This is a genomic window from Embleya scabrispora (assembly GCF_002024165.1).
Taxonomy (GTDB): domain Bacteria; phylum Actinomycetota; class Actinomycetes; order Streptomycetales; family Streptomycetaceae; genus Embleya; species Embleya scabrispora_A.
In genome coordinates, this window is record NZ_MWQN01000002.1 from 65971 (window position 1) to 81567 (window position 15597).

Annotated in this window: 14 protein-coding genes; 7 read left to right on the forward strand and 7 right to left on the reverse strand. The window is 73.8% G+C overall.

Annotated features, from left to right (window positions below; all coding sequences use genetic code 11):
• Window positions 1-187 precede the first annotated feature (187 nt).
• The gene (locus B4N89_RS30920) at window positions 188-1420 is read left to right on the forward strand and encodes an ABC transporter substrate-binding protein (protein WP_078979792.1); all 1233 of its coding nucleotides are present in this window, start codon (window positions 188-190) and stop codon (window positions 1418-1420) included.
• Between the two features lie 47 nt (window positions 1421-1467).
• Window positions 1468-2259, forward strand: a complete 792-nt coding sequence (locus tag B4N89_RS30925; RefSeq protein WP_161500884.1) for a class I SAM-dependent methyltransferase — start codon at window positions 1468-1470, stop codon at window positions 2257-2259.
• A 108-nt stretch (window positions 2260-2367) separates the two neighbouring features.
• Here B4N89_RS30925 and B4N89_RS30930 read toward each other — a convergent pair whose 3' ends face one another.
• The 4 genes from B4N89_RS30930 to B4N89_RS30945 all read right to left on the reverse strand — a co-directional run bounded on the left by B4N89_RS30930 (window position 2368) and on the right by B4N89_RS30945 (window position 8310).
• On the reverse strand, window positions 2368-3564 hold the full coding sequence (locus B4N89_RS30930) for a decarboxylase (protein WP_078979794.1): 1197 nt from the start codon (window positions 3562-3564) through the stop codon (window positions 2368-2370).
• Complete coding sequence (locus B4N89_RS30935) at window positions 3561-5294, reverse strand: IucA/IucC family protein (RefSeq protein ID WP_078979795.1); 1734 nt, start codon at window positions 5292-5294, stop codon at window positions 3561-3563. The genes B4N89_RS30930 and B4N89_RS30935 overlap by 4 nt, the downstream gene beginning before the upstream one ends.
• A 101-nt stretch (window positions 5295-5395) precedes the next feature.
• Complete coding sequence (locus B4N89_RS30940) at window positions 5396-7105, reverse strand: IucA/IucC family protein (protein WP_101897429.1); 1710 nt, start codon at window positions 7103-7105, stop codon at window positions 5396-5398.
• Entirely contained in the window at window positions 7102-8310 is a 1209-nt protein-coding gene (locus B4N89_RS30945; protein ID WP_078979797.1) for an ATP-grasp domain-containing protein, read from the reverse strand. Before B4N89_RS30945 ends, B4N89_RS30940 begins: the two co-directional genes overlap by 4 nt.
• A gap of 359 nt (window positions 8311-8669) precedes the next feature.
• On the opposite strand from B4N89_RS30945, the gene B4N89_RS30950 reads away from it, so the two are divergent.
• Window positions 8670-9488 (forward strand): siderophore-interacting protein, encoded by an 819-nt coding sequence (locus B4N89_RS30950; protein WP_078979798.1) that lies wholly within the window; start codon window positions 8670-8672, stop codon window positions 9486-9488.
• Window positions 9489-9525: 37 nt separating this feature from the next.
• Here B4N89_RS30950 and B4N89_RS30955 read toward each other — a convergent pair whose 3' ends face one another.
• Window positions 9526-9732, reverse strand: coding sequence for a hypothetical protein (locus B4N89_RS30955; RefSeq protein WP_078979799.1), 207 nt, complete (start codon window positions 9730-9732; stop codon window positions 9526-9528).
• 248 nt (window positions 9733-9980) lie between these two features.
• Here B4N89_RS30955 and B4N89_RS30960 point away from each other — a divergent pair, with 248 nt between their 5' ends.
• The 3 genes from B4N89_RS30960 (at window position 9981) to B4N89_RS30970 (ending at window position 12006) form a co-directional block, all read left to right on the forward strand.
• Window positions 9981-10268 (forward strand): hypothetical protein, encoded by a 288-nt coding sequence (locus B4N89_RS30960; protein WP_201261036.1) that lies wholly within the window; start codon window positions 9981-9983, stop codon window positions 10266-10268.
• Between the two features lie 130 nt (window positions 10269-10398).
• The gene (locus B4N89_RS30965) at window positions 10399-11346 is read left to right on the forward strand and encodes a D-2-hydroxyacid dehydrogenase family protein (RefSeq protein WP_078979801.1); all 948 of its coding nucleotides are present in this window, start codon (window positions 10399-10401) and stop codon (window positions 11344-11346) included.
• 27 nt (window positions 11347-11373) lie between these two features.
• Window positions 11374-12006, forward strand: coding sequence for an AAA family ATPase (locus B4N89_RS30970; RefSeq protein WP_078979802.1), 633 nt, complete (start codon window positions 11374-11376; stop codon window positions 12004-12006).
• A gap of 5 nt (window positions 12007-12011) precedes the next feature.
• On the opposite strand, the gene B4N89_RS30975 is transcribed toward B4N89_RS30970, so the two are convergent.
• The gene (locus B4N89_RS30975; RefSeq protein WP_078979803.1) at window positions 12012-12677 is read right to left on the reverse strand and encodes a hypothetical protein; all 666 of its coding nucleotides are present in this window, start codon (window positions 12675-12677) and stop codon (window positions 12012-12014) included.
• A 410-nt stretch (window positions 12678-13087) separates the two neighbouring features.
• Between B4N89_RS30975 and B4N89_RS30980 the strand changes: the two genes are divergently transcribed.
• Window positions 13088-13876, forward strand: coding sequence for a SpoIIE family protein phosphatase (locus tag B4N89_RS30980; protein ID WP_078979804.1), 789 nt, complete (start codon window positions 13088-13090; stop codon window positions 13874-13876).
• Between the two features lie 22 nt (window positions 13877-13898).
• Here B4N89_RS30980 and B4N89_RS30985 read toward each other — a convergent pair whose 3' ends face one another.
• Window positions 13899-15560 (reverse strand): PucR family transcriptional regulator, encoded by a 1662-nt coding sequence (locus tag B4N89_RS30985; RefSeq protein WP_078979805.1) that lies wholly within the window; start codon window positions 15558-15560, stop codon window positions 13899-13901.
• Between the last annotated feature and the right edge of the window lie 37 nt (window positions 15561-15597).

Genomic DNA, 15597 nt, shown 5'->3' on the forward strand with positions numbered 1-15597 from the left:
GCACCCCGAGATCCGCGTCACGCGCCGTCGCGGACGAGCCGCCGACCCGAAGGGAGTCCGACCCGTATCGCGCACCCCGTTTCGCGCGTCCCGTCCGCGCCACGACGGTCGACGCCCGGTCCGTCCGGCAGCGCCCCCGTCCACGCTCCTTCCGTCCGTGCTCTTCCAGTCCGAGAGAGAGACCGACATGCGCAGCTCCATACGTAGACGGATCCGCTCCACTCGCACACCCGTGGCCCTCGCCACCGGGCTCCTGCTCGTCCTGTCCGCGTGCTCGGGCAGCGCGGCCGGGAACGACAAGGGCAAGACCGCCGACGAGGTGGCGAAGATCGGCCTGCTCACCCCGGCCACCGGGCCCTACGCCGCGGTCGGCGAGGACACCCGCGCCGGCCTCGAGCTGTACCGGGACACACACGGCGGCAAACTCGGCGGCCTCAAGGCGGACATCGTGGTGCGCGACGAGGGCGCGGGACCGCCGACCGCCGTACCGGCCGCGACCGAACTGGTCAAGCAGCAGAACGTGTTGGCCATCACCGGCATCGTCAGTGGCGGCAGCGTGGCCGGTGTACTGCCGATCGCCGCCGCCAACAACACCGCGCTGATGGGCGTGGCCGGTCGCCCCGAGTTCCCCGACCCCAAACTGACCGCGCACGTCTGGTCGTTCAACACCCAGTCCTACGAGGCCGGCGCCGCCGCCGGGCCCTGGGTCAAGGAGCACGTCAACGGCCCGGTCTACGCGATCGGCCCCGACTACCAGGGCGGCTGGGACCAACTCAAGGGCTTCACCGAGTCGTTCACCAAGGCCGGTGGCACGCTGGCCAACCCGGACGGCAAGACCACGTTCACCCCGTTCCCCGGTACACAGAACTTTTTGCCCTATCTGAACAAGATCGCGCAGAGCGGCGCCAAGGCGGTCTACACCTTCTACGCCGGCACCGCGGCGGTCGACTTCGTCAAGCAGTACCGGGCGTCCGAGGCGGCCAAACTGCCGCTGTACGGCAGCGGTCCGCTGACCGAGGGACGCCAACTCGACGCCCAGTCCGACGCCGCCGCCGGCATCACCACGTTCGCCACCTACGGCGCGGACCTGGACAACCCGGCGAACCGCGCCTTCGTCGCCGCGTGGCAGCAGCGCCACCCCGACCGCAGCCCGACGATCTACGCGGTCGCCGCGTGGGACATCGCCCGCTCCCTGGACAGCGCCATCGGCGCGGTCCGCGCGCAGAAGAAGCCGCTCACTCCCGAGGCGGTGAACACCGCCCTGGGCAATGTCGGCCAGATCGACAGCCCGCGCGGCGCGATGCAGTTGAACCCGGCCACCCATTCGCCGGTGCAGCAGTGGTACCGCTTCGAGGTGCGCAACGACGGCCCCAAGCGGGCCAATGTCGCGGTCGAGCAACTGGCCGTGCTGGGCGGCTGATGCGCCCTCCATCCCCACCCTCCACCCCACCACGCGAGGAGCCGGCCTTGTACGCGTTCGCCGAAGCCGACGACATCACCTACCAGTTGGAGACCCTGCAACGCCTGCTCGACCCGACCACCCGGATGGTGCTGGACTCGCTCGACACCCCGACCGGCCAGGAGTGGCTGGAGATCGGGTACGGCCTGGGCAGCATCGCCCGCGAACTCTCCCGCCGGATCGGCCCGTCCGGCGCCGTGCACGCCACCGACCTGTCCGCGCGCTCGGTGTCGGCACCGACGGGCGGTGCGCCCATCCACACCTTCCCGCTGGACCTGCGTACCGACAGCCTGCCGCCCCGTCCGTTCCTGGGCATCCACGGCCGGCTGGTGCTGCTGCACATCCCCGAGCGCCGGGAGATTCTGACCCGTCTGGTCGACGCCCTGGAGCCGGGCGGCGTACTGGTCCTGGAGGACTGGTTCTGCCCGACCGCCCCGCGCGTGCTGAACTGCGCCGATCCGACCGACGCCAAGATCTTCACCGAGGTGGTGGAGGGCGTCCTGGCCGTGCTGCGCAACCGGGGCGCCGACCTCGAATGGGCGGCGTCCACGCACGAGGCGTTCGCCGAGGCGGGGTTGACCGGGATCCGGGCGGTGCGCACCGAACCCGACTGTGCGGGTCCGGGCCCGGCCCACCGCCTGTACGCCTGCAACGCCCGGCAACTGCGGCCCCAGCTCCAGGCGTTGGGGGTCGCCGACGAACTCCTCGACCGCTTCCAGGAGATCGTGGTCCAACCGGACCTGGTCACCACGGGCTGGCGGCTGATCTCCACGGTCGGCACCAAGCCGGGCAAGCACTGACCGTCGAACCCGGGCCGGCCGAACACCCGGCGCCGGCACCGTGTTCGACCGTCCTCCGGCCCGAAGCCGCCCGGTTTCGGGCCGGAGGCGTGTGCGCGCGGCGCCCGGTCACACGTGGTGGAACGTCGGGTGGGGATGCATCAGGAAGTCGTGGTGGGAGATGTTCCACGCGTAGGCGCCGGCCATCGCGAACACGACGCGGTCGCCGACCGCCAGTCGGGCGACCGGTCGGCGGCGGGCGAACACGTCCTTGGGGGTGCACAGTTGACCGACGAGGGTGACCTCGGCGGCGGTCGTCTGCGGGCGCGGCCACGGATGCGGCCACGGGTGTGGGCTCGGCAGGACGGCGAAGGGCTGGTCGTGTCCCTTGGCCGCGGGAGTGCGCAGGTGGTGGGTGCCGCCGCGGAGCACCGCGAAGGCCGCGCCGTGGCTGCGCTTGAGGTCCAGCACCTCGGTGGCGTACCAACCGCAGTACGCGGTCAGCGCCCGGCCGGGTTCGATCCGCAGGGACAGATCCGCGCGGCCGGCGAGGATGTCGGCCAGTCCGGCGCCCAGGCGGGACCAGTCGAAGCGGGCGGTGGGGTCGGTGTAGTCGACCGCCATGCCGCCGCCGACGTTGACCTCGGACAGGGCGATCCGGTGCCGGTCGGCGACCGTTCGGGTCCAGTCGACGATCCGCGCGGCGACGGCGACCTGGGTGTCCGCGTCCAGACCGCTGGCCAGGTGCGCGTGGATCCCGCGCACCCGGACCCGGCCCGCGTCCGGACCCCGCAGCAGGTGCAGGCATTGCTCGGCCTCGTCCGGGTCCAGGCCGAACGGGGACGGATCGCCGCCCATGGTCAGCGCGGCGCCACGCAGCAGTTCGCCGCCCAGGGGCACGTCTACCCGGAGCAGCACGTCGACGTCGCGGTCGGGCGCATGCCGGGCGGCGAGCGCGATCAGGCGATGCAGTTCGGCACGGCTCTCCACGTGGATGCGCCGCACGCCCGCCCGCAGCGCGGCGATCAGCTCGGTCTCGGTCTTGCCCGGCCCGCCGAAGGCGATCCGCGCGCCGGGCAACACCGCCAGTACATGGGCGAGTTCGCCGCCCGAGGAGACCTCGAAACCGCTCACCGAACCGTCCAGCGCGGTCAGGATCTCCGGTGCCGGGTTGGCCTTTGCCGCGTAGTGGACCTCGACCCGTTCGGGCAGCGCGGCGCGCACCGCCGCCGCGTGTGCCCGGAGCCCGGCCCGGTCGTACAGGTAGGCGGGCAGCGCCTCGGGGTCGAGGTCGGTGACGCGGGCGCGAATGTGCGGGGGGATCATCGGGTGCTCCGGGCGGGGGTACGGGGTGCGTCGTCGGGAGTCGGTCCGACCGGCGGCGCGGGGATGCGCACGTACTCCGCCTCGCGGTCGGCGCGCCGCTCCCAGCGGGCGAGGAGGTTGGCCTTGGCGGGCAACGCCCCACCCGCGAGCAGCGCGCGCAGCGGTTCGGGTTCGCCGTGCTCGGCGGCACACTCGGCCAGCGTCGCACGTACCAGGCCCCAACAGCGGGCCTCCAGGTGCGGGTGGACGTCGACCAGCGCGGCGAGCATTTCGGCGATGTTGTTGACCAGCAGGCAGTAGACCACCCGGTCCCAGCCGCGCCGGGCGTCGTAGGTCATCGGCCCGGCCACCGAGTGCGGTAGCGCGGCCAGCACGGCGGCGTGCGGCCCGGGGAGCAGTTTCGTCCCCTCCATGTCACGCATCAACACCTGCCGGGGCCGACCGCCGGCGTCCACCGCGACCAGGACGTTCTGCAGGTGCGGTTCCAGGACCACGCCGTGCGCGAAGTAGTGGGCCAGTACCGGCGGGACGAGCAGCCGCAGGTAGTCCTCCCACCAGCGCAGCGCCTCGTCGGGCCCGGCGCCGTCGAGCAGTCGGGACAGGTGCGCGGACCCGGTCGGGTACTCGGCGGCCATGGCGGCGGCGAGCAGCGGCGTGGTTCCGGGCCGCAGTCGCGCGTCCAGCCCGTCGCGGACGATCACCCCGAAGCCCTCCAGGAGTTCGGGGGCGACGTCTGCCGACAGGCTGCGGTAGGCGGGCTCGCCGAGGATGGCGAAGTCCGGGAAGCGGGCGGCGGTGCGGGCCGCGATCGGGGCCAGCGCCCGGGTGAGCGCGACGGCGCCGGACAGTTCGTAGGCGGCGTTCTTGCGCACGCAGTTGGTGATCCGCACATTCAGACTGAACTTGAGGAACACCCCGGCGCCGGCGAGGGTGCGTACCGACGCGGTGGCGGCGAAGTGCGGGCCGGCCTCGCCGAGGTCGCGGATGTCGCCACGGAGCAGTGCGGCGCGCAGGCGCGGGTGGCCGGCGAGGAGTTCGTACTGCCACGGGTGCGCGGGCAGCAGCGTGTAGCCGGCCGGCACCGGACCGAGCCGGTCCAGGACGACGGTGTCGGCGGCGGATATGCGTTCCTGGGCGACGAGTTCGCCGCGTACGGCCAGGTGCCGCAACCGGAACTCGGCGCGGGCCTCGGGGGCGTAGGCGGCCCAGGTGGTGGGGTCGGTGCCGCGTGCCTTGGGGGTGGGGTGGAAGCGGTGTCCGAACAGCAGCGCCTGTTCCGACTCGAGGTAGCGCGACGCGGGCGGCGCGGCGCGGCGGGCCAGCCCGGCGGCCACGCCCGCGTGGCTGGAGGCGAGTTGGCCCAGGAACTCGTCGTTGGGCATACCGGTGCGCAGGCCCAGTTCGCGGTGCACCCGCCGGCCCAGCTCGGACCAGGACAGCGGATGCCAATCGGGCCCTCGTCGTTCGGTCACCGGCCCGGTGAAGCGGTGGTCGCCGAGGAGGGAGGTGCGTCGCAGTCGGATCCGCAGCTCCGTACCGGACCGGGCCAGCCAGAGCCGCAGGTGACCGCCGTCGGGTTCGACCACGCTGTGCCGTTCGGGGCCGCAGATCTCCCGGAGCAGGCAGTTGAGCAGGGTGTGTGCGACGGCGTCGTCGGCCGAGGGCGGCGCGGGCGGGGCCTGGGCGGCGGGGACCGCGGCGGGCGTGGGTCGGGCCGACTGCGGCGACATGGGCGACTCCGGCGGTTCTTGAGGTGCGAGGCGCAGGCTGCGGGATGCGCGGTGCTGGGTGTGCGGCTCGGGGCCGTCGCATGGGCGGACTGCGCCGGCCGCTATGGGATCTCGGCGGGCCGGCGCAGATAGTTGGGTCCGGTCGTGTAGTGCTTGTTGATGTCGGCCGCGCCGGAGCGCTCCTTGGTGAGCAGGGTCCCGGCGGTGACCATCGCCTTGATCGGGAGTCGGTCCGCGTCGAGGATCCGGCGGCGCAGCCACGGATCCGCCGTCTCCGCCAGCCGGTCGCGCACCAGGCGCAGCAGTCGGGCGCGTTCGGGGTCCGAGAGGGCGAAGGCCAGGGCGCCGGCGCACAGATGCACGGTGATGGTGGTGAACAGGTCGGCGAGCGGTTCGTCGCCAGAGCTGTAGGTGCGCGGGTCGTCGAAGCCGTCGTGCTCGACCGGGCAGCGGGCCCGGTTGATCCTGGGGCCGTCGTTGTCCTTGAGCAGGAGGCGCACGGGTCGGTCGTCGGCGAGTACGAGGGAGAGGTTCTGCGGGTGCGATTCGAGGGCGACGCCGTACCGGAACAGGGTGGTCTGCCAGTCCAGGAGCAGTGTGAGGTAGGCGTCGAGCAGCGCGAGCCGATCGCCGCCGTACCAGCGTTTCGCGACTCGGTCCAGGACGGACGTGCCGTCGTGCGCCCGGGCGAGCAGTGCGGCGGCCGGGAGCACGAGGGTGTCGTCGGGGAGGTTCGGGTAGCGGCGCACCAGGACGGCGAGCAGTTCGTGGTCGGCGTGCAGGTGGGTCTGTTCGTCGGCGAGCAACACCCGGTCGCGTAAGCGGGGTTCGCGGTCCAGGACGGCGGCGAGCAGGCGCTCGCCGGCGGCGCCGTCGACGAGGGTGCCGGGTTTGATCGTGCGTCGGTTGCGCATGCCGAGGGTGGCGATCGGCAGCGGGAGCTTGAGGTGTACGCCGGGGTGGTCGAGCACGGCGACGGTGCGCATCGACAGGGTCGGGCGCACGTCCAGGTGGGCCGGCGCGGTGGGCAGGGCCGGCTCCGGGAGGCGGTCGAGGGTGAGCGGGTGCACGGGCAGCGCGAGCCGGCTGTGTTCCAGGTCGGGGCGGCCGAGCGTGGTGGGGGTGGGCCACCAGTCGGGCAGGGTGCCGGTGAGCGTGGCCGCGTCGTGCGGGAGCAGGGCCCAGCGCAGCCGGAAGGTCGGGTGGTGTTCGGGGGCGTAGCGGCGCAGCGCCGCCTCGTCCAGGCCGGAGCGGGCGCGCGGGGCCGGGTGGACGGGGTGGTCGAGGTGTGCCGCGAGGGTGTCCAGGGCCGGGCCGGCGCGCGGTCCGGTCCAGGTGCTCGGGTCCGGGCCGAAGTCGGCGGCGAGCCGGGCGCGGACTGCCGGGATCGCCTCGGCCATGACGCGGCCGGCCCGGGCCGACTGGCGGCACTCCTCGGCGAAGTCGTCGAAGCCGGACCGGTCGCGGGGGTCGGCCAGGTCGCGCAGGGTGGCCAACACGGCGTCGGTGGTGGTCAGTCGGGTGCCGTCGCGTTCGGAGAGCAGCAGGGGTGCGCGGGCCGCGTACTCGCACTGGAAGCCGTCGAGCCGCACGGGCATCAGCCAACTCGCCGTGCCGTCGGGGGCGTTCAATCGCAGCCAGGTGCCGTCGGGTCGGTGCAGGGTCTCGGCGGTGGAGCGCAGTCCGAGGATGTCCTCGCGCAGCACGGCGTCGAGCACGCGCCGGAGTTGCTCGCCGTCGAGGGCGGGCGTCGACGCGGTGCGCGGGGTCGGGCCGGCCGGCGCCGGGTCGGTGACGGCGGGTTCGGTCACGGGGTGATGCCCCACGTGTGGTCGGCGAGGAACGCCTCGGCCGCGTGGTCGACCGCCGACCGGTCGGTGCCGATGGTGCGCAGTGCGCCGAGGTAGTCCCGGTTGGAGTGGTGCAGTTCGTGCCGTTCGCCGAGCGCCCGCAGCGGGTGGTAGTCGATCCGCACCCCCGCGTCGGAGGTGACGTCCTCGCGGCCCGGCGCGCTGGTGAGGACACCGGCACGGTCCGCGCAAGGCCAGTCGATGCGGGCGTGTCGATCGTTGCGCGCGCCCGGGTCGGCGGGGAGGTCGTCGCCGAGGTGTACGCGCAGGATGTACTCGAAGAGCGGGATGCCCAGGACGTCGGCGAGCAGCAGGTCGCACTGGTCGCCGATGGCGCGGTAGTTGACCTCGATGATCCGGGGTCGGCCGTCCTGGAGCACGAACTCGGTGTGGCAGGCCCCGAATCCGACGCCGAGCGCGTCGAGCCGGGCGAGCACGCCGGCGGTGCTCGCGGCGGGCGGGTGGGGGATCAGGTCCAGCCGCAGTTCGATGAAGTGGGGTGGCGGCGACAGGTGGGTGTGGAATCCGGCCAGCACCCGCGTGCCGTTTCGGTCGCCGAGGGTTTCCAGGGTGTACAGCTCGCCGCTCAGGAACTCCTCGACCACCAGCGCCGCGCCGGGCCGCCGGGATCGGATCTCGGCGCAGCGCGCCAGGAGTTGCCCGTCGTCGGCGACCAGCACCACGTCCTCGCCCGCGACGCCCTCGCGCGGTTTGACCACGCACGGGAACGGCGGGGCGAGCGTGAGCAGTTCCTTCGCGTCCTGCTCCGGCGCCAGTTCGACGGCCCAGACCGGGTCGACGCCCGTCGCGGCCAGTCGCCGGCGCATGTGTGCCTTGTTCTTCGCGCGCAGCGCGGCCCGCCAGTCCTTGGCCGGGAGGTCGAACCAGGCGGCGGCCAGAGCGGTTTGCACCTGGAGGTGGTCGCTGTTGCTGAACACCGCGTCGGGGCGGGGGCCGTCGGTGATCCGGTCGATCACCGCGCGGAAGTCGCGGACGTCGCACTCCACCACGTGGACGAAGTCCAGGCCGCCGCACACCGCGCGGTGGGCCGGCGCGTACGCGGGGTCGGTGAGCAGGGTGACGTCCAGGCCCAGGCGGTGGGCGGCGGGCAGGAAGCCGTCGGTCACCGAGTCGGTGGGGTTGAGCGCGAGCAGGTACAGCCGCATGCGTGATCGGTCCCCCTCGGACACGTCGACTCGTCGATCCGGACACCGGATTCCGGGCACCGGGCCCGGGCGTGCCCCGCCCTCGGCGAAGCCCGCCGACGGGCGTCGCGATCCCGACCGGCCGGGGACCCGGACCAACTTAGGCTAGCCATACCTCCCGGCCAAATCCGGCCCTTACCAAGCCCGTTCGGCCCAGTGTCGGCGCGGCGCGGGGAATCGTGAACCCGGCTCGGTTAGGCTAACCTAACTCCGACATCGTCCCGTGTCGTCCACCGGTCGACCCGTGTCCGAGAGGGCGAGTTCCCATCACCACCGAACGTGAACGTCGTGCGCAGCTGTACCGGCCCTTCCACCTCACCGTGGTCCGCAACACCCCGATCACCCGCAACGCGGTCCGGATCACCCTGACCGGCCCGCGCCTGGCGAACTTCGTGCCCGGCGGACCGGATCAGCGGATCAAGCTGTTCGTCCCGCGCGAGGGCCGACCGGCACCCCGGATCACCCGGACGGACCTGACCTGGCGCGAGGCGTGGGCCCGGATCCCCGAGGCGGACCGGCCGTATCAGCGCACCTACACCGTGCGCGCGCACCGTTCGGATCCGGTCGAGATCGACATCGACTTCGCGCTGCACGCGCCGGGTGGGCCGGCGTCCCGCTGGGCGCGCGCGGCCCGCCCCGGGGACCCGATCGAGGTGTTGGGGCCGACCGCCGCCCGCAACGGGGGTTACAGCTTCGAGCCGCCGGCGGGCCGCCGGCTGCTTCTGGTGGGGGACCACGCGGCGCTGCCGGCGATCGGGTCGATCGTCGAGTCGCTGCCGGCCGACGCCGAGGGGGACGTGTTCGTCGAGGTGACCACCGAGGCGGACCGCCAGCAGTTGGCCGCGCCGCCCGGCGTGCGGGTGAACTGGCTGCACCGGGGTGGCGCGCCGGCCGGGGACCACCGCCTCCTGGACGCGGTCCGCGACGCCCGGCCGCCGACCGAGCACGGCTACGCGTGGCTCGCGGGCGAGGCCGGCCGGGTCCGGGCACTGCGCCGACACCTCAAGGACGAACGCGGCATGGATCCCCGCGCGATCGCGTTCATGGGCTACTGGCGGGTCGGCCACACCGAGGAAACCGCCCACGCCGAACCCGCCCCGCCCCGAGTCGCCGCGCCGAGGGTGCGGCTCACCCTCTGAGCAGAGGCGGCTTCGACGTGGCGGGTGAGCGATCGCCTCACCCGGGTCGGCCGGATCGGGTCCGCTCCCGGCGCATCCGGCGGGCGATCACTCGCAGGTCGATCCAGGCGATCACGGCCGTGAGGGCGCAGACGATCGCCGCGATCAGCCAGAGGGTGCGCACGTTGTCGGCGACGTCCCCGGCGGCGGCCACGGCGCACGCCGCGCACGCGAGCACGAAGAAGGGCAGCGCGATCCGGGACATGACCCTACGCGCGGGGAGGTCGCTGCGGGGGTGGGCCGCCTCGCTGCCGGGAGGGCGCCTGCTCGAAGCGCGGTGTCGCGCGTTCATACCTTTCGCATACCCGACGGCAGGACCGGTACGCGGTCGCGCGCCCGGGCGTTTGCACGGGCGGGAGCACGGGAGGACGCTGGAAGCGTACGAGATCGAGTCCTCCGCGACGCCCGAGACGAGTGTCGAGCGCGATCCGTACCGAAACGCAGGTGAGATCGATGCGCATGCTTCTCTCCGCTCGGATGAACACCGAGGCGGGCAACCGGGCGATCGAGGACGGGTCGCTGGGCAAGCGGATCCAGTCCATCGTCGAGCGGGTGCACCCCGAGGCGGCCTACTTCGCCGCGTTCGAGGGTGACCGTACGTGTCTGCTGGTGTTCGACATGCAGGACTCCTCCCAGTTGCCGTCCATCTCCGAACCGTTCTTCGAGTTGGGTGCCAAGGTCGCGGTCCGACCGGTGATGAACCTGGACGACCTGCGGACGGGCCTGGCGTCCCTCGGCTGACCCTCGGCCGACGCCGGTGGCCTCGGTTCTCGGCTCTCGGCTTTCGGCTCTCGGCCGGGGCCGCCGGTAGGGTCGGACGCGGTCCGGCCGGGCGAGCCACGCGACGGGGGCCGCACACGAGGGGGCGCACGTGTTTCGGGTGGCCGTGATCGACGACTATCAGGGGCAGGCCGCAGCGCTCGACTGCTGGGGCAAGCTGCCGGACGACACCGAGGCGGTCTTCTTCCCCGACCATGTGCACGACCCGGACACGTTGGTCGAGCGCCTGTCGGGGTTCGACGCGGTGGTGGCGATGCGCGAGCGCACCGCGTTTCCGGCGGAACTGACGGCCCGGCTGCCCGCGTTGCGGCTGCTGATCACCACCGGGATGAACAACGCCGCGATCGACGTCGAGGCCGCGCGTGCCCGGGGCGTCACCGTCTGCGGCACGAGTCTGCTCCCGCACCCGGCGGCGGAGTTGACGTGGGCGCTGATCCTCGAACTGGCCAAGGGCACCGGCGCGGAGGAAGCGAGCCTGCGGGCCGGTACCTGGCAACACGGCGTGGGCGTCGACCTCGCCGGCGCCACGCTCGGCGTGATCGGTCTGGGCAAGCTGGGCACCCGGGTGGCCCGGGTCGGCGCCGCGTTCGGGATGCGGGTGCTGGCCTGGAGCAGCAACCTCACCGCCGAACAGGGCGCGGCGGTCGGCGTCGAGGTGGTGGCCAAGGAGGAGTTGTTCCGGCGCGCCGACTTCGTCACGGTGCATGTGCGCTACAGCGAGCGCACCAGGTCGCTGGTCGGCGCGGCCGAACTCGCGCTGATGCGGCCGACCGCGTACCTGGTCAACACCTCCCGCGCGCCGATCGTGGATCGGGCCGCGCTGCTGGCCGCGCTGCACGAGGGCCGGATCGCGGGGGCCGGGTTGGACGTGTACCCCGTGGAGCCGATCCCGGCGGACGACCCGATCCTGGCGGCGCCCAATACCGTCCTCACTCCCCACATCGGGTATGCGACGCGCGACAACTACGAACTGGCGTACACCGAGGCGGTCGAGGACATCGCCGCCTTCCTCGCGGGCGCGCCGGTACGGGAGTTGTGAGTCGGTCGACGGCCTAGGCTCGTGCGCATGCTCATCTGGATCAACGGCCCCTTCGGGGGCGGCAAGACGCAGACCGCGCACGAGTTGCGCCGGCGGTTGCCGGGCAGTGTGGTCTGCGACCCGGAGGAGGTCGGCTTCGGGCTGCACCGGATGACGCCGCGTGCGCTGCGCGGCGACTTCCAGGATCTGCCGGCGTGGCGGCAGGGGGTGTACGAGGTGCTGGACCTGACCCTGGCCAGGCATCCGGGGCCGGTGTTGGCGCCGATGACGGTGATCGAGCCGGACTACTTCCGGGAGATCGTCGGGCGGCTGCGCGAACGGGGCCACGATGTGCGGCACTTCGCGCTGTTGGCCGAGCGGGAGACGGTGTTGCGGCGGCTGGCCGAGCGCGGCTTCGGGCGTGCGGTGCGCGTGGTGGCGGGCCGGGAGGCGCCGCTGCGGCGGGAGAGCTTCGCGGTCGCGCGGCTCGATCCGTGCCTGGAACGCCTGGCCGGCCCGGAGTTCGCCGAGCACATCCACACCGACCACATCGACACGCCGGGGGTGGCCGACCTGATCGCCGCGTCGACCGGGTTGACCCTGACGCCCAACACCGACTCGCCCGCGCGGGCTCGGGTACGCCGGGCCTGGACGGGGTTGCGGCACATCCGCTTCGTGTAGCCCGGTCAGAGCGGGGACGGCGGCCCGTCCGGCAGGAGGGTGTCGAGGGGGAACGCGGTGGTGTGGTCCTCGGGGCGGGACAGGTGCAGCGCGGTGTGGAACCAGCCTGCGGGCTCGCGGCCTTCGGGGTCCTCGGCGGTGGCGATCACCGCTTCGACGGCGTAGCGCTGTTCCCGATCGCTGGTGAAGCGGCGTTGCGGGAAGGTGTGGGGGCCGAACTTCTCGGTGACCAGGCCGTGGGCGGTGAGTCCGTCGACGATGGCTGGGTAGGAGCCGGTGCGCAGGACGAACGCGGCCACCCACACGGGTGCCGGGGCCTCGGTCAGGAAGGGCCGGAAGCGGCGCGCGGACAGGAAGCCGGCGCCGCCGGTGACGGTGATCAGGCCGACCGGGCGCGCGGCGGCGAGCAGTTCCGGCGCGGGTGGCGCGACCTCGAGGTTTTCGGCGAACCCGGCGTCGAGCAGGCCGACCGCCCGCGCGTAGGCGATGGCGTTGGCCGCCACGTCCAGGCCGATCACGGGCACGGCGTCGGCGCGGCGGCGGGCGGCGTACCACGCGCGGTCGGCCTCGATCAGCTCGGCGGTGTCCATGGCGACGATGGGCGCGGAGCGGTACCGGTCGTACAACTCGGCAAGGGTCACGTCGTGGTTGAGCAGCGCCGCAGGGCGCATGCAAAGCGGACGGGCTAGCGAGCGCAGAGCAGGCAGGCGCGGGGCCGACGAGCGCGGAGTAGGCGAGTGCGGGGCGGGCGGGGAGCGGGCAAGCGCGCGGGCCGGCGGGTGCGGGGCGGAGCGGGCGCGGGGCGTGTGCAGTGTGGACGGGCTGGCGGGCGCGGAGCAGGCAGGGGCGGGGCCCATGGACGCGGATGGGTGCGGGGGTAGGGCGGGGCGGGCGAGTGCGGGTGCGTGGGGAGCGGGTGGACGAGCGGGCGGGGCGGGGCGGGTGCGGGGCGCGTGCGAAGCGAGTGAGCGCGCGAGTTGGTGGGTGGGGGTTGGGGGCTGGGGCGTTTTGGGGGTGGGTGGGTGGGTGACACTGGTCGGAGCGGTTTCGTTGGCGAGGAGGACCAGACGCGTGAGCACCGATGGGCAGCCGCCCGAGTCCGAACCGTTCGCCTCGTCGAGCGATCGTGGGCGTCCTGCCCCTGCCGGGTGCGGCCTCGCGCCCGGGTGGGGGACACCGTCCTTGCCCGGGTCGACGGGCTGCGCGTGGCCGCTCGGCGGATCGGGGTCGACCCGCCCGATCGGTACTGGTTCGGCGAGATTCGCGAGACGCCGCTGGGGCCCGGACGGTGTTCGGGGACGTGGCCGGTGACCCGCTGTGCGCCCCCGACCTGGCCGCAGAGGTGCTGGCCGCGTTCGGGGCCGCCGCCCCCGAGTTGCCCTCGTTGAGCGAGGTCTCCTACCGGATCGCCCTGTCCCTGCGCGAGGACCACCAGCGCGGCCATCGCCCCCTGGTCCGCCTGCTCCTGGTCGAGCGCGCCGGCGGCCCGGCCGGGGACGGCTCGCTGACCCTGGTCAACCGCGGCTATCCGAATCCGCTCCTGGTCGTCGGCCGACGGGTGCTCGGCCTGGAACCCATCTACGCCACCCCGCCGATCGGCGCGCTGACGCCCGGCACGTTCCGCCCGCCGGAGCTGACCGTCGCGGCGGGCCGGGGCGAGCGGGTGCTGCTGTACACGGACGAGCTCGCCGAGGCCGCGGGCGCGGACGGCACGCGCTACCCGTTCGCCGAGCGCGCCCCGAGCCACGTGGGCGGCGACTTCGCCGACGCGCTGCGCCGCCTGGCGGTCGACGTGGAGGCACACTTCGCCCCGGCCTTCCCCGGCGACGCGGCGCTGTTCCTGATCGAACCGGGGCCGCTCGACACCTGACCGGCGCGCCCCGAAAAAGGCCCTATCCCACCGTCCCCCGCATCGGCGTCGGCACCAGCCGCGCCGCGTCGAGCGACCGCTGCACCGGTCCGCTCCCGTGCACCCCGTACAGCCGCAGCTGGAACATCGCGTCGAAGCGCGCGTCGCCGTCGGCGAGGTCGATGGCGCCCACCTCGGACAACCGGCGCAGTCGATAGCGGAACGTGTTCGGGTGCACGTGAACGGCCGCCGCGGCGGCGGTGACGTCGCCGAACGTGTCCAGCCACGCGGCCAACGTCTCGGTGAGGTGGGTGTCGTGCTCGGCGTCGTAGGCCCGCAGTCGGGCCACCGGTCCGGCCGGCGCGTCGTCCGTGGCGGCCACCCGGTCGGCCACCTCGACCAGCAGCGACGACACGTACACGTCGCACAACCGGGCCACCCGCAGCGCGGATCGGCCCGAGCGCAACACGCGCAGCGCGCGATCGGCGTCCGCCCGGGACGAGGGCAGGTCGACGGCGCGGGCGGCGACGCGGCCGATGCCCACCACCGCCTCGATCCGCCCGCCGATCCGGGCCAGGAACTCCTCGGCCAGCCGTACCGCCCGCGCGTCCGACTCGGTCGGCAGGATCGCGTACGTGAAGCCGCCCAGCCGGGCGGTCGCGGTGCGCGGGTGTACCGCCGCCAGGTGCAGCGCCAGCGCGTCGACGATCCGGTGCTCCTCGGCGGTGCGTTCGGCCGGTGCCGCGTCGCCCACCACGGCGAGCGCGAGCACACACGCCGGCTGATGTGCCAGGCCGAGTCGGCCCGCCGCGTCCACCGCCGCCGGCCCGCCCTCCAACACCGTGGCCAGCAGGTCGGTGCGCAACCGGCGCTCCACGTCGGCGCCCGCCCGGCGGCGCAGCAGGTGCAGCGCGACCACCTTGGCCGCCTCGATCAGCGACCGCTGCAACTCGGCGGACAGCGGCCCGCGCACCACGACCCAGATCGAGCCCAGGATCTCGTCCCCGGCGCGCACCGCGATGGCCACCCGGGGCATGTCAGAGACGCCGGCCAGGTACACCGGCCCCTCACTGCGATACAGCGCCTGGAACGCGCCGCGCTCCTCCAGGATCCGCAACCACTCGGCCGGCACCTGGCGGTCCAGGATGGTGGCGATCCGCGGCTCGTCCGCCTCGTCCTGGCGACTGGAGAAGGCCAGGACGCGTCCGCTGCGGTCCTCCACCGTCACCGGCCCGTCCAGCAGCGCGGCGATCGCGTTGACCAGCGCGAACAGGTCGCCCGAGGGCGCGCCGTCCAGGGTTTCGCCGGTCTGCGCGCTGCCGATCTCGTCCACCGCGAGCAGCGAGCGCAGCAGCGTGGCGACCTGGGACCAGGACGCCCCGGGGGTCAGCGCGAGCACCACCACGCCGGTCCGCGCCACCGCGTCCCGGATCTCCGCGTCCGCCGCGAGCGGCCCGCGCACCACGACGGCCGAGGCGGCCAGTGCGGCCGCGCGGTGCACCAGCGTGGCGATGGCCGAGGACCCGTAGACCGCGACGCCGAGCACCACCGCGCCGGGCGGGTGCGCGGGTTCGTCGCCAGGGTCGTGGATGAGGACGCCGGTGACCTCGCGTTCCGGGTCCGGTTCGCCGGCGGCGACCTCGAACAGGGTCGAGCCGAGGTCGTCGATGATGCGCCCGAGCACGGCGCGCGAACGCGTGGTCATCGCGGGTCCGTCGAGGCGCCGGCGGGCACATCGGCCC